Origin of the sequence: Flavobacterium sandaracinum, assembly GCF_004349135.1 — a bacterium.
Taxonomy (GTDB): Bacteria; Bacteroidota; Bacteroidia; order Flavobacteriales; family Flavobacteriaceae; genus Flavobacterium; species Flavobacterium sandaracinum.
Map to the genome: position 1 here is coordinate 119,964 of NZ_SMFN01000008.1, position 14,046 is coordinate 134,009.

13 protein-coding genes are annotated in these 14,046 nt (G+C 34.0%); 3 read left to right on the top strand and 10 right to left on the bottom strand.

Annotated features, from left to right (window positions below; translation table 11 throughout):
* Positions 1–40: 40 nt before the first annotated feature.
* On the bottom strand, positions 41–451 hold the full coding sequence (gene rnpA, locus E0F91_RS08790; protein ID WP_132066056.1) for a ribonuclease P protein component: 411 nt from the start codon (positions 449–451) through the stop codon (positions 41–43).
* 124 nt (positions 452–575) lie between these two features.
* On the opposite strand from rnpA, the gene E0F91_RS08795 reads away from it, so the two are divergent.
* The 3 genes from E0F91_RS08795 (at position 576) to E0F91_RS08805 (ending at position 3,052) form a co-directional block, all read left to right on the top strand.
* The gene (locus tag E0F91_RS08795) at positions 576–1,310 is read left to right on the top strand and encodes a lysophospholipid acyltransferase family protein (RefSeq protein WP_132066058.1); all 735 of its coding nucleotides are present in this window, start codon (positions 576–578) and stop codon (positions 1,308–1,310) included.
* Positions 1,311–1,320: 10 nt separating this feature from the next.
* The gene (locus tag E0F91_RS08800; RefSeq protein WP_132066059.1) at positions 1,321–2,310 is read left to right on the top strand and encodes an acyl-ACP desaturase; all 990 of its coding nucleotides are present in this window, start codon (positions 1,321–1,323) and stop codon (positions 2,308–2,310) included.
* A gap of 88 nt (positions 2,311–2,398) precedes the next feature.
* Entirely contained in the window at positions 2,399–3,052 is a 654-nt protein-coding gene (locus E0F91_RS08805) for an HD domain-containing protein (RefSeq protein ID WP_132066061.1), read from the top strand.
* Positions 3,053–3,275: 223 nt separating this feature from the next.
* Here E0F91_RS08805 and E0F91_RS17965 read toward each other — a convergent pair whose 3' ends face one another.
* The 9 genes from E0F91_RS17965 to E0F91_RS08850 form a co-directional block, all read right to left on the bottom strand.
* Complete coding sequence (locus E0F91_RS17965; protein ID WP_231380072.1) at positions 3,276–3,680, bottom strand: hypothetical protein; 405 nt, start codon at positions 3,678–3,680, stop codon at positions 3,276–3,278.
* 153 nt (positions 3,681–3,833) lie between these two features.
* On the bottom strand, positions 3,834–6,485 hold the full coding sequence (locus E0F91_RS08815; RefSeq protein WP_132066063.1) for a TonB-dependent receptor: 2,652 nt from the start codon (positions 6,483–6,485) through the stop codon (positions 3,834–3,836).
* Positions 6,486–6,488: 3 nt separating this feature from the next.
* Positions 6,489–7,205, bottom strand: a complete 717-nt coding sequence (locus E0F91_RS08820; RefSeq protein WP_132066065.1) for a GLPGLI family protein — start codon at positions 7,203–7,205, stop codon at positions 6,489–6,491.
* A 427-nt stretch (positions 7,206–7,632) separates the two neighbouring features.
* Complete coding sequence (locus tag E0F91_RS08825) at positions 7,633–8,415, bottom strand: enoyl-CoA hydratase/isomerase family protein (protein ID WP_132066067.1); 783 nt, start codon at positions 8,413–8,415, stop codon at positions 7,633–7,635.
* A 10-nt stretch (positions 8,416–8,425) separates the two neighbouring features.
* A complete protein-coding gene (locus E0F91_RS08830; protein WP_424955342.1) occupies positions 8,426–9,898 on the bottom strand; it encodes a sensor histidine kinase in 1,473 nt (490 codons plus the stop codon).
* Positions 9,899–9,972: 74 nt separating this feature from the next.
* Positions 9,973–10,521: a CopD family protein gene (locus E0F91_RS08835; protein ID WP_132066069.1), complete on the bottom strand. Its 549-nt coding sequence runs from the start codon at positions 10,519–10,521 to the stop codon at positions 9,973–9,975.
* The gene (locus E0F91_RS08840; RefSeq protein ID WP_132066071.1) at positions 10,508–11,863 is read right to left on the bottom strand and encodes an MATE family efflux transporter; all 1,356 of its coding nucleotides are present in this window, start codon (positions 11,861–11,863) and stop codon (positions 10,508–10,510) included. The genes E0F91_RS08835 and E0F91_RS08840 overlap by 14 nt, the downstream gene beginning before the upstream one ends.
* Positions 11,864–12,919 carry a ferrochelatase gene (gene hemH / locus E0F91_RS08845; protein WP_132066134.1) on the bottom strand — a complete coding sequence of 352 codons (1,056 nt, stop codon included), beginning with the start codon at positions 12,917–12,919 and terminating at the stop codon, positions 11,864–11,866.
* A 159-nt stretch (positions 12,920–13,078) separates the two neighbouring features.
* Positions 13,079–13,954, bottom strand: coding sequence for a helix-turn-helix domain-containing protein (locus tag E0F91_RS08850; RefSeq protein ID WP_132066073.1), 876 nt, complete (start codon positions 13,952–13,954; stop codon positions 13,079–13,081).
* Between the last annotated feature and the right edge of the window lie 92 nt (positions 13,955–14,046).

Consider the following 14,046-nt stretch of genomic DNA (forward strand, 5'->3'; position numbering starts at 1 on the left):
ATCTAAAGGCAACTTTGTTCAATTAAAACAGGTCAAATGTTTAAATTTCAGAAATAGAATCGCTTTCTGGTTCTGGCTTTTTACTGTTTTGAGCAATAAACTTCTCAAACAATTGAATGGTTTTGATATTAATTTCCTCGTACGTCAATCGGTCCTTCGTTTGGTAAAAAAACATAAAGGAATATGGTTGGTCTAGATTGTCAATCAATAGGTGTTTGTTCAGACGATAAGTTTCACGCAATACACGTTTGAAATAATTGCGGTCTACGGCTTTCTTGAAATTCTTTTTGGAAACAGAAACGCCCATTTTTATTTTTTCACTTTCGTCAAAAGAACCAGCTTTATACACCAATCGCAACGGATATTTAGATACTGATTTCCCTTCGGTAAACAATAATCCAATCGTAATTTTGCTTTTCAGCTTTTCGGTTTTCGGGTAAGTGAAATTCATTTTAATAGAAAAAATTCGTGGTTTTTGACTCGCAAAGTTACGATTAAACGTTGAGTCGGGATATTGTTTCCGATTTAAATAACGCTAAAAATATATTTCTTACTTTTGCCTTAAATTTTTAAGCATGCAAAAACTGATTTCGTATCCCATTTCCGTTATTTATTATTTATGTTTCGGTCTAACTTTGGTTATTTTTCATCCAATTCAGTGGGTTTGCTTCCATGTTTTTGGCTATCAAGCCCATAAAAAAAGTGTTGATTATCTGAACTTTTTCTTAGTGAAATGCACAAATCTGCTAGGAACAACATACAAGTTTGAAAATATTGAGAATATTCCAAAGAATGTACCCTTAATTTTTGTCTCTAATCATCAAAGCATGTACGATATTATTGCTATGATTTGGTTTTTTCGCCGTTTTCATTGTAAATTTGTTAGTAAGAAAGAATTAGGAAGTGGTATTCCAAGTGTATCGTTTAATTTGCGTCATGGGGGTTCAGTGCTTATCGATCGTAAAGATCCCAAACAAGCTATTCCTGCCATTAAAGGATTGGCAGAATATATTGAAAAACACAACCGTTCGGCCGTTATTTTTCCAGAAGGAACGAGAAGTAAGACTGGAAAACCAAAAGAGTTTTCTCAAACGGGATTGAAAATATTGTGCAAAAATGCTCCTTCAGCTTTCGTGGTTCCAATAAGCATAAACAATTCTTGGAAAATAGTTAAATACGGGTTTTTCCCCTTAGGTCTAGGAAATCGCCTTACCTTTGTAGTACATAAACCGTTAGCGGTTGCAGCGTATGATTTTGCGGAGTTAATGGAAAAGACAGAAGCAGCAGTAGTTCAAGGAATAAAAATTTAATTTATATATAATGTCAATAAAAAACATTCGATTAGAAGTAATGCAGTTTTTGGAAAAAAACGTAGACAGCTTTGTCGATCAGTATCTAATTCCAGTAGAAAAAATATGGCAACCAACTGATTTTTTGCCTAATTCTCAAAGTGATACTTTTTTTGATGAGGTCAAAGAATTACGTGAAATTGCAAAAGAATTACCATACGATTTCTGGGTAACATTAGTGGGAGATACTATTACTGAGGAAGCGTTGCCAACTTACGAATCCTGGTTAATGGATGTCGAAGGAATTGATAACGTGGAGAGAAATGGTTGGTCTAAATGGATTAGACAATGGACTGGTGAGGAAAACCGTCATGGTGATTTGTTGAACAAGTATTTGTATTTGTCAGGTCGTGTGAACATGCGTGAAGTTGAAATGACAACACAGCACTTGATCAACGATGGTTTTGATATTGGAACGGGAAGAGATCCTTACAAAAACTTTGTATACACTAGTTTTCAAGAATTAGCAACGTATGTTTCTCATAACCGAGTGGCGCAAATGGCTAAGAAATATGGAGACAACAAATTGTCTAAAATGTGCAAAATGATTGCTGGTGACGAAATGCGTCATCATCATGCGTACAGCGAATTTGTAACTCGTATTTTTCAGGTGGATCCAAGCGAAATGATGCTTGCTTTTCAATACATGATGAAAGCAAAAATTGTGATGCCAGCGCATTTCTTGAGAGAATCCGGTGAAAAAATAAGTACAGCATTTGAACAGTTTTCTGATTCAGCACAACGAATTGGGGTTTATACTGCAGCCGATTATGTAGATATTATGCAAAAATTAATTGACAAATGGGAAATTGACAAGATTTCTGGTTTGACAGATGAAGCAGAAAAAGCACGTGATTACCTGATGAAATTACCAGCTAGAATGGCCAGAATTTCAGAACGATTGGTAATTCCACAAGAATCCCATATTTTCAAATGGGTGGAGCCTGCTTTAATAAGATAGATTTCTGAATTCTAAATAAAGAATAAAAATGTTGGATTTTGAAGTTGAAGAACTTTGAAATTCAACATTTTTTTTAAATAAAATACAAATGATTAATCCTGATTTAATACCTAAAACAATTCTTTTTGTAAAAGAAAAATTAGAAAATGCCGAAGGAGGACACGACTGGTTTCACATAGAGCGTGTGTACAAAAACACGTTGTTAATTAGTAAAAATGAAGCTTGTGATACTGCAGTTGTGCAGCTTGGCGCTTTATTACACGACATTGCCGATAGTAAGTTTCACAATGGTGACGAAACGGTGGGACCAAGAATAGCTCGTGAATTTTTAGAATCTGAAAATGTTGATGAAGAAATAATCGAACATGTGGTAAATATTATTGAAAACATCTCCTACAAAGGTGGGAATTTCGAGAAAAAATTCACTTCGATAGAATTGAATGTCGTTCAGGATGCGGATCGTTTAGACGCGATTGGCGCGATCGGAATCGCCAGAACATTCAATTATGGTGGTTTTAAAAATAGAATGCTGTATGATCCTGAAATAGCGCCTAATTCAAGCATGAGCAAGGAAGAATACAAAAATAATGATTCGCCAACGCTCAATCACTTCTACGAAAAATTATTACTCTTAAAAGATAAGATGAATACCGAGACCGGAAAACAAATCGCACAAGAACGACACCGTTACATGGAAGGATTTCTAGCGCAGTTTTATGCGGAATGGGAAGGGGAGAAGTAGTTATCAGTTTTCAGTAATTTAGTTTCTCACGCTGGAAGCGTCTCTTTATCGTCTGTTAAAGTAAAATCAAACTAGTGTAAGGATTCCTTCATAATGACAAATTGAGTGGATAGTTTTAGTAGTAAAATAGTCCAAGCAGTTTGTCACGCTGGAAGCGTCTCATTGCTTACTACCTTTTAAATCAAAAATCAGTCCCGATAGCTATCGGGATTAATCAAAAATCTTAAATTGAAATCCCTTTTGCTTTCATTTCTAAAATCACATCTGATGCGTTCTTAAAAGTGGGCGCTTGTTCTATAATGGTTGCGACTCTTTTTTTGTTGAGTTTAAACGTGATGTCATTTTCCGTTGTAAACAGTAAAGCCGTCAAGAACGGATTATTCATAAAAGGAGCCAATATCATGAAAGCTTCGTCTAAGGTATGAAATGACTCTATTTCTTCCGTTTTGTACTTTGCAGTAAGGGAAAGACTGAAAACATCATTTTCTAATAAAACGGGACGAACATAAATGTTTTTTAGTTCGGTATCACCAATGGTTTTGGCAAGTGTTAATTTGGCGTAAGTTCCATTTTGGATGCTTTCTTTTACACTCTCCCAAAAAAGAGCAAATACAGGTTGGAAGGACATAGGCTCTTAGTATTAAGAATTAAATTTAATTTACAAAATTAGGTTTTGTTTGCGAAGAATGTACTAACTGATCAAGATATTTTTAGGATAAACGAATTGCTTTAAAACAATGCAATCATAGTAGGCATTAGCAAGGACTGTAAAGTTTTATAACTAAAATCGAAAACCTACACTAACAATTACAAATCTATTGATAAGGTTGTGAGAGGAAATAGATCTTGAAAAGTCCGAAATAGAAATGGTTTCAAAATTCTTATTATTTGTCAAATTTCTTCCTATTAGGGAATATTCTATTTTCTTGTTTTTGGAACTGAATGTTATTTCAGTATCTAGAAACAAATAGTTATTATCGACGGACAAATCGGGGCTAATGAAATTTAAAACCGTTGCAGTTTTAATTCTTTTATCTAGATTGTAAACTAGTTTTAGTGCATTTTTTAGTGAGCCAAAACGATTTTCATTACCGCCTTGTACTACTGTTGCGTAGTACATATAATAAGATTTATTTTCTAAAAAAGTATTTTTATCCAGCTTTATTCTCATGGAAAAGTCCAATAAAATGTTTCGTGATACGATATCTCTAATCTCTGTAGCGTTGATGCTATTTTTAGTATATGAAATAGAATAACGGGTATTGAATTCAAAAGTACTTCGCAAAGAATGAATGTATTTTTCTGCGTTTACAGTAGCACTGTAGTCTTGATTGCCATTGTTTAATAAAAAAGCCGTGGTTGTGCTAGTTTCGTTATTAATTAAGGATCTTATAAAATAATTATTGTCTCTTTGGTTGTGTTGAAGTTGTATTGATAATCGGTTTTGATGATACAAGTCATTGTAATTAAAATTTATACCGTATGCATGTGTTTTTAAAAAACCAAGATTAAATTCATTATTTATGAAGCTTCTATACCCCGTTTGAATTATTCCTTCAAAAAGATTGTTTTCCATTGGTGCATTTTGATTAAAGCTGTAACTTGAATTTATTTGTGTGTTTTGTGAGAACTTATAAATAAATTGTAAGCTTGGCGAAACAATCATTTTGTTTTCAAAAATAGTTTTTTGTTTTATGAAATCTTCAATATTAATAGTGAAGTATTGTGATTCTAAGTTTATTCTTAACCCAATTTTGTTTTTATTATAAGACCAGTTTGTTTTTAAAAACGGAAAATTGAGATTGTATTTCAGATCGTTACTGTAATCAATATCAGAAAAGGTTTGTTCATTTTCACTAACTGTTCTTAATAAACTTTTTAATTTATTTTGTATCGAAAAAAATCCTGCTTGTACTTGCCATGTAAATGAATTAAATGTGTGCAAATAATTAGAGGTACTGGAAAAAGTTATTTTATCAAAACGGCTGTCTTGATTGTTTTGTTGTATAAAGGTATCGTCGTTTTCATCAATACTGATGCCAGGTGACAAAATAAATTGTTGAGGTGCTGAACTTTTTATGAAATTTGTTTTTGATGTAAAAGCACTTTTATCACTTATTTTTTTGGTTAAATTAAAGTGATGCTTAGCATATTGATTTATGGATGTAATTTGATTATCCTGTTTTAAAGATTCATTTATTGAATTAGATACAAATTTAATTTCTTGATACTTTAGTTTCCCTGAATATTCCCAATGAAGCTTCTCCCTTTCTTTATTTTCAATATGGATGTTTCCATCATATAATTTGGGTGATTTGATGTTGTTTTCCGATTGATTGAAAGTAAAGGTTTCATTGTTAGCTGTAATAGTTGTTTCCTCTTTGTTGTTGCGTGATAATTGATCGTCATAAATACCAACATTCACTTTTAAAATAGTTTTTTTTGATAATTTATAAAGTGAATTGAAACTAGAATAAAAAGTTTTATTTATACGGTGAAATTTATCTTCTAATGGAGAATAGAAATTACCTTGATTTATTAAAGACCTAGCTGTTGAATTATTTTCCTTAAGATCTTCAAATGATACATTATTGGAGTAAAAGTCATACGGAGAATTATTTAAACCCACGTTATTGTATGTTGCAACTCCAAAACCCTTGATCTTGGCATTTATTATAATCCCAGTAGTATTAAAATCGTATTTATTTTTATATCCTAATCCTAGTTTTGAATTTCCGGAAAATTCACTTTTCCCTTTTTTCAATTTTAGGTTGATGGCAACATCTTCACTGTCATATATTCCTTTAAGTAATGAATTTTCACTGTATTTTTCGATTACTTCTACTTTATCAAGTAGAGCAGCATCCATGTTTTTAGACCCAACAATGTATTGATTGTCAAATAAATCATCTCCGTCTAGGAGCATTTTTTTTATTGATTTTCCATTGAATTTTATTTCTCCATTTTCAGAAATTTTTATCCCAGGTAATTTTTTTAATAGATCCTCAACTACTTTTTCTGAACCATCTTTGAATTTTTCAGAATCGTAAACTAGAGTATCCTTTTTTCGTATTATTTTTTTAGTATCAGTGATTACAACTTCTTTTAATGCGGTTATCCTTGTCTGCAGTTTAAAGTCTAATGTAATTGTTTCGCTATTTTTAAGGATTTTAAGATGCTTTTCATCTGTTTCGTGGGCATAAGAGGTTACAGCAATTATTATACTGTCCAACGGTTCTTTTAGTTTTACAAAATAGTCGCCTCGAGAATCAGTCGTTGTAAATTGATAAATGAGCTGAGGTGTTTGTGGTTTTTTTATTAAAATATTTGCAGTAACAGGATTTCCATTTGAATCTAAAATAGTTCCTTTTATAATTTGCGAATTAGAGTACTGGATGACTAGAAAAAATAACAATAGAACTAATTTTTTCACTTTTTAATATGTTATATAAACCTCTTTAGCTCCTTTATTCATTCCTCTGGAATATCCATTTGTATCCATTCTGCTGCGAGACTCATCATATTTCACTTTGTATTTATCTAAGTAATTTTGATAGGAAATCAAATTTGATTTTAGATATGGATTTTGTATGCTATTTGTTGTTTCTTTTAATTCTACTTTTTCTGCTAACATTGAATACGCTGCAGCTTCGTCATCAGAGGTAGCTTCTAGTATCATTCCTGGTAATCCTGAAAATTTCCACGGTCCATCGGAATAAGGTATGTCGGTAGTAAAATAAACAGTGTAATCTCTTCCTCTAAAACGTAAGATCGCCTTTTGACAAGTATAGCCTAAAATATTTTTTGTTTCTGATGTGATTTCCCAATCAAAACTTGGAAGATTATCCTTAACATCAAAAAACTTCATTTGTATATGATCATTATAGGTAACTATTTTGCTGTGTATCTCTTTGAAAAATGCAGGATTATTCTTTGTGGGAATCGAGAATGAATTATCATCAGCTGTTTGTGATTTTGATTTCATAAAATCTTCTTCATAAATAGATGTTTTACCATCTCCCGTCAAGTAACTTTTAAGATTAGTTATCAAACCTATGTCTTTTGAATTAAGGGTATAATCATATACTATATGATATTGCTGATTTTGAGCAAATGAGAAGAAGGTGATAAGGAGTGCGATATATTTAAACATATTCAATTGTTAAATGGATTAAACAGTAACGCTTTGGAGCGTTACTGTTATGATTTCAATTATTTTTTAGTTATTGAATTATTCTGCTGTAATCCTTGGAACTTCTGGATGAGCCGCTAAAAGTTGTTCTTTAGCAACATTACAATTATCCCCCGTGGTTATCATACCGCAAACTTCCCTATGATCTACATATATACCATTATAAGTTAGAGTTGCAGTGCAACAAGAACTAACATCGTTCACTTTAGGATTTTCTTTTGTGATTTCCTCTTTTGCGTTTGCAAATCCATTTACACTGATTAATAATACTGCAGCAATAAATAATAATTTTTCTTAATAATATGGTTTTATTTGTTAATATAAACCAAACTTACTGTGGGGGGGGGGTAAATTCCTAACAAAAAACGTTAAAATTGTCATAATTAACTTATTTTCCAATAAAGACCGCTTTTCTTTTCTCTAAGAAAGCCGTTGTTCCTTCTTTAAAATCTTCTGTGCCAAAACATTTTCCAAAGGCTTTTATTTCGGTTTCAAAGCCGTTTTTTCCTTCTTTGAAATTGGCATTCACTGCTTTTATAGCTTTGCCAATTGCGTAAGGAGAATTCTTTATTATTTTATTGGCTACACTTACACAATAATCAAGAAGTTCCCCTTCAGGAACAACGTGATTTACTAAACCGGTTCGGTATGCATCTTGCGCGGTTACCATTCCAGCGGTCATAATCATTTCCATGGCACGGCCTTTTCCTATCAATTGTGGCAAGCGCTGTGTTCCGCCATAACCAGGAATTACTCCTAAGGAAACTTCTGGCAATCCCATTTTTGCATTTTCTGAGGCAACTCTGAAATGACACGCCATCGCTAATTCTAATCCGCCACCCAATGCAAAACCATTCACTGCTGCAATAACAGGCGTTTTTAGATTCTCAATAAAATCGAATAATTTCTCTTGTCCTTCGGCCGCTAATTGAGTTCCTTCTTCAATCGAAAAATGAGCAAATTCAGAGATATCAGCACCGGCTACAAATGCTTTTTCACCGCTTCCTGTTAAAATAATAACTTGAATTTCATTGTTTTTTCCTAATGTTTTGAATGCTTTATTCAAATCAGAAATGGTAGCAACATTCAAAGCATTTAGTTTCGTAGGACGATTGATGGTGATCGTTGCAATGTTATTTTCAGTTGCAATTAGAATATTTTCGTAGTTCATAAGTGTATTTTTAGGTGTTAATTATGGGAAGTGAAACAATAAAAGTGGTTCCTTTTCCAAATTCAGTTTCAAAGGTAATCGTTCCTTTATAATTTTCGATAATGTTTTTTATAATTCCAAGACCAAGTCCCATTCCACTACTTTTTGTGGTGAATTTTGGTTCGAATATGCGGCTGATGTCTTTGGGCTCAATTCCAATTCCGTTGTCTGCAACCGTGATTAAAACGGTATTATTTTCTTTACGAATGCGGACCACAACTGATTTTTCTTCCTGTTGTTCTGGAATGGACTGAATGGCATTTTTAGCCAGATTCGTGATAATACGGATCAGTTGCGTTCGGTCAATTTTCGAAATAATTTCTGGAGAATCACTTTGGAAAACAATGTAATGTTCGTTGAAAATATCCATAGCGAGTTCTACAACAGCAACAACATTCAAGGTTTCATTTTGCTGTGCAGGCATCGAGGCAAAATTCGAAAAAGCTGAAGCTACTGCACTCATCGTATCAATTTGCTGAATTAACGTCTCCGAGTAATCGTTCATTTTCTGTTTTACATTGGGATCAGTCGGATCAAATTTTCGCTGAAAACTTTGGACCGTTAAACGCATTGGCGTAAGCGGATTCTTGATTTCATGCGCCACTTGTTTCGCCATTTCGCGCCACGCTTCTTCTCGTTCGCTTTGTGCTAACTTGATGGCACTTTTCTCTAATTCATCCACCATCGCATTGTATGCTTTAATCAACAAGTTTATTTCCTTGCTATTGGCTTCTAGAACAATTTTCTCATTTTTTTGGTTCAAACTCGTTTCGCTTAATTTATCGGAAATTGTTTTTAAAGATTTAGTGATGTAGGAGGATAGAAAATAAGCAAATGCGAAAGCTATGATAAGCATGAAGGTATAAACTTGACCTAGGCGAATTAGGAAACTTTTCAATTCATTTTCATAGTAGCCGTCATCTTCTACATAAGGCAAGTTTAAGATTCCCAATGGTTTGAATTTGTCGTCTTTGATTTGGCTAAAAGCCGAACGATTTTTTTTACCATCGATAGTTTTAATGTCCACGTATCTTTTTTCGATAGAGGAACGAACCAGTTTTAAAATATATTTGGGAATTGGCGGTGCCACTTTATCTACTGAAAAGGATTCTTTAGAGGATTTTAGCAATTTTCCGTCCAGACTGTAGATATTGATTTCGATGTTGTGAATGTGGGCTAATTCGTGAATTTTATCTTTAAAGATTAAGTCTAAATTAGCAGCATTGAGCGGGTAAGTGGTGGTGGAAAGAATGAAATTAATGTGCTGTTTTACGGCGTTTTCGTTGCGTTCTAATCGCTCTTGATGGTATTCTTTGGCTTCATTTTTAAATTGAATTATGGAGATTGAGGCAAGAATTATAGAAGCCATTAATATCAATACAATCATCGAAAGGAAAATCCTGATCCGTAACGAAAGCATTGCTATTTTGAAGCTTTTAAACATTTTTTTTTAGTTTAAGTCTCAGTCTCGGTTTACAGTTACAGTTGGAAACTGCTACAGAAAACTGGGACAGAAAACTATTTTTTCTCTCTAATTCTTTTGTAAAATTTGAACCCAAGCATAATCAAAATGGAGAATAAGAAAATCCCAATTACACCATATATCCAGTTGACCGCATTTTTTAAAACCACTAAAAATACGACAGCAAAGAGGATAATTGTTGCGCCTTCGTTCCATAATCGCATGAAAGTTGTGGTGTATTTTACCTCGTCATTTTGCAATTGATTGAATATCTGTTGGCATTTTGCATGGTACAAATACAACACAAATACAAAGCCAAGTTTTACGTGCATCCAAGGCATTTTTAACCACGCTTGACCTAAATCCGTAAAAAACAACATCCAAAAAGCAAAAATACTGGCTAAAACTGCTGATGGCCAAGTGATAATGTACCACAAGCGATACGTCATTATTTTGTACTGTTTTTGTAAAATTTCTTTCTCAGGCGAAGGTTTTTGGGCCGCCTCAATTTGATAAACAAACAAGCGAACAATGTAAAATAATCCCGCAAACCAGGTAATTACAAAGATGAGGTGCAGGGATTTTAGGTAATTATAGTATTCCATCGTTAGTTTGAATCAGTTTTGTATTCATTTCTTTTTTTAGAAAATAGCCAGTTAATATCGTTGATAAAACATCCGCAATTGGGAATGCAATCCACACGCCAAAAATACCTAAAAAATTTGGTAGAATCAGTACTAGTGGAATGAGGAAAAAGCCTTGTTTGCTTAAAGTCAAAAGCAATGCTTTTTTTGCCTTACCTGCCGCTTGAAAATAGGCAGCGCCAATGAGTTGAACAGCAATAATTGGTGAAGCAGCAAAAACCCAGCGTAAGGCTTCTGGGGTTTGGTCAATCACGAGAGCATCAGTTGTAAAAACGGCGACGATAGGTTTGGCAAAAATTAGAATAACCACAAAAATCAATGAAGCTAAAATAGCGGCATATTTTATCGAAAGTTGTACGCTTTCTTTGACCCTTGAATAATTTCCCGCTCCGTAATTAAAACCAGCAATGGGTAGAAATCCTTGTGTAATTCCCAGAATTGGAAACAGAGCAAACATCAACATTCGGCTAATAATTCCATAAATCGCTACAGAATGTTCGCCGCCATACGTGTACAAAGTATGGTTCAGGATGATGGATAAAATACTCACGACTCCTTGTCTGGAAAAAGTCACGAAACTCAGTTCAGAGATTTCTTTGACAATGGGCATTTTAAATTTAAAATGCTTCATTTTTAATTGCAGTTCACTTTTGAAAACAAAAAACCAAAGCACAAACAAGAAGCAGGTAAAATAAGAGATGGCTGTTGCCAAAGCAGCGCCCAACATTCCTAAATCTAAGTATTTGATAAAGAGAATATCTAAGGCGATATTTACAAAAGCTGGGATAATCATGGCAACCATCGCAAACTTGGCTTTGCCTTCGGCCCGAATCACATTGTTGCCCATCATACAAAGAGCTAGAAACGGAACACTAATAATTATGGGAGTAAAAAATTCTTTTGCAGGTTCCATTATGGCGCCTTTTGCACCAAAAAGCAGCAGCATTTCATCACTGAAAAAAAGACCAAATAGCACGAAAACTGACGCTAATAAAAAAGTCATCATGATTTGATTGCCAAATGTATGCAATGCTTTTTCCTTGTCATTTGCTCCCAATGCTCTGGAAAGTACAGAACCTCCGCCCACACCAATCGCCATTCCTAATGAAGAAATGAAAAAGGTGATGGGCAAAACTACGGTAACCGCAGCAATAGCTAAGGAACCAATCCATTGGCCTACAAATATGGTGTCGATTAAGATATTAACCGACATGAATAAAATCCCAATAGAAGACGGAACCGCTTGTTTTATCAAGAGTTTTTTGATATCCTGAGTTCCTAACTCATCGGCGGTAACGGCCATTTAAGCTGTGATTTTATCAGCATCAACTTTAATGGAAGAGGAAGCGTTTGACCAATTTGAAATCCAATTGCTCACGGTTTTACACCAGTCGTCGCTATCGTTCAAACAGGGAATCGCTTTGAAGTTTTCGCCTCCGTGGTGCAAAAATTCTTCATTGGCTTCCATCGCAATTTCTTCCAATGTTTCTAAACAATCCGATACAAATGCAGGGGTTACAACAGCTAAGTTTTTAATACCTTTCTCAGGCATTTTGTTCACTTCAACATCCGTGTAAGGAGTTAACCATTTGTCACCCGCTAATCGTGATTGAAAAGTCTGGCTGTATTTTCCTTCTGGAATACCGAGTAATTTCACCACTTGTTTAGTAGTTTCATAACATTGGTGACGGTAACAAAACTCATGCGCAGGTGAAGGGGTGTTGCAACAAGAACCGTCTATTTTACAATGTGATTTGGTGATGTCCGTCTTGCGAATGTGACGCTCTGGAATTCCATGGTAGGAGAATAACAGATGGTCGTAATCATATCCTTCTAAATGTCCTTTGATAGAATCGGCTAGGTTTTGTAAATAATCCGGTTTGTTATAAAAAGCAGGAACAATTGTAAATTTCATTTCTGGGAAATATTTTTTACGGTGCTCTTCAGCTAGTTCTAAAATGGTAGTGGTAGAAGCCATGGCGTGTTGCGGATACAACGGGAAAAGCAACACTTCAGTCACGCCTTTATCATGTAATTCTTGCAAACCAGATAGTAAAGATGGATTTCCATAACGCATGGCTAGTGATACAGGAACATCAACTAATTTTTGTACTTTCTCGTGCATTCTTTTAGAAATAACGACAAGTGGAGACCCTTCATCCCACCATATCTTGGCATAAGCTGCAGCTGATTTTTTAGGTCTTGTTTGCAAAATGATTCCACGAACTAATAAGGCTCGCAACAAAAACGGAACGTCAATTACGTACTTGTCCATTAAAAATTCATCTAAATACGGTTTTACGTCTTTTGCTGTTGGACTTTCTGGGGAACCTAAATTTACTAATAATACACCTTTCATATTTGCTATTTTTTTCATTATTGTCATTGCTTCGCCATTTTGGGTAAACCATCGTGTCCGAAGAATGAGGAATCTTGGTACAAAAGTAAATAAACTTACTTTTTTATAAATTGCGATTAACTATTTTTTATTTATTGTTTAATATAAGAAATCAATTGTTTATGGCATATTTGGGTTGATTGACATCAAATATTTCTTGGGTGTTGTGGCAAATTTCTTTTTGAATGCCGCTATAAAATGACTTCCGGTACTGTACCCAATTTTCAATCCTACTTCGTTTACATTATAAGAACCACTGTCTAGTAATTTTCGAGCAAAATCCATTTTGTAGTCAAACAGAAAACCATACACGGTATCGCCATAAATTTGTTTGAAACCCATTTTTAGTTTCTTTAGATTCAACCCGATTTCATCGGCCAATTCTTGTAATCCTGGCGGTTCAGCCATGTTTGCAATAATAATTTCTTTGGCTTTTCTAATTTTCATTACATTATCCTCATCAATTAAAAACGGACATTGTTCTGCGTTTGGATCTTCGGTTCTATTGAAATACAAACTCAATAATTCGTATCCTTTTCCTTTGTAATAGAGGTTTTTTATCGACGGATGCAAGCTGTAATGGAACAGTTGCGATAACACAATCGCCATCGAAGGGCTGATGTTTCCTTCGTTATAGTATTTTTTGTCCTTATTATCAGCACTTAAAAAAGTAATATAATCAGCTTCCGTCGAAAATAAAGCATGGAATTTTTTGATAGAAATAATTACCGATATTACCCAGGAATTTGGCGCTAATTCTAGGTTTAAAGGCAGTTCTTTTTGTGGATTGTATAAAAGCAATGATTTTTCCTCTTTCAGTTCCAAAGCATAATTGCCTTGGTTGAACATAAATTTGGCTTTCCCTTTAATTCCAAAGTGAAACTGAATCAATCCGCTACCTACTTCGCGTTGCACATTAAAGGAATCTAAGCTGTCATTTTGAAATCGAATCAGCGTAAAATCATCCTCAATTTTTATAATTTCCTGAGAACCCATAGCGATATTTTTTTTATATAAAAATGATATTTATCAAACCTATTTATTTAGAACAACTCTAAATAAAGCAATTCAAACAACTTGATTTCACT

Coding starts and splice junctions, on each gene's coding strand:
- E0F91_RS08850 (WP_132066073.1), bottom strand. CDS start 13,954: ATGGGTTCTCAGGAAATTATAAAAATTGAGGATGATTTTACGCTGATT.
- E0F91_RS08835 (WP_132066069.1), bottom strand. CDS start 10,521: ATGGAATACTATAATTACCTAAAATCCCTGCACCTCATCTTTGTAATT.
- E0F91_RS08795 (WP_132066058.1), top strand. CDS start 576: ATGCAAAAACTGATTTCGTATCCCATTTCCGTTATTTATTATTTATGT.
- E0F91_RS08830 (WP_424955342.1), bottom strand. CDS start 9,898: ATGTTTAAAAGCTTCAAAATAGCAATGCTTTCGTTACGGATCAGGATT.
- E0F91_RS08805 (WP_132066061.1), top strand. CDS start 2,399: ATGATTAATCCTGATTTAATACCTAAAACAATTCTTTTTGTAAAAGAA.
- E0F91_RS08820 (WP_132066065.1), bottom strand. CDS start 7,205: ATGTTTAAATATATCGCACTCCTTATCACCTTCTTCTCATTTGCTCAA.
- E0F91_RS08800 (WP_132066059.1), top strand. CDS start 1,321: ATGTCAATAAAAAACATTCGATTAGAAGTAATGCAGTTTTTGGAAAAA.
- E0F91_RS08825 (WP_132066067.1), bottom strand. CDS start 8,415: ATGAACTACGAAAATATTCTAATTGCAACTGAAAATAACATTGCAACG.
- rnpA (WP_132066056.1), bottom strand. CDS start 451: ATGAATTTCACTTACCCGAAAACCGAAAAGCTGAAAAGCAAAATTACG.
- hemH (WP_132066134.1), bottom strand. CDS start 12,919: ATGAAAGGTGTATTATTAGTAAATTTAGGTTCCCCAGAAAGTCCAACA.
- E0F91_RS08840 (WP_132066071.1), bottom strand. CDS start 11,863: ATGGCCGTTACCGCCGATGAGTTAGGAACTCAGGATATCAAAAAACTC.
- E0F91_RS17965 (WP_231380072.1), bottom strand. CDS start 3,680: ATGTCCTTCCAACCTGTATTTGCTCTTTTTTGGGAGAGTGTAAAAGAA.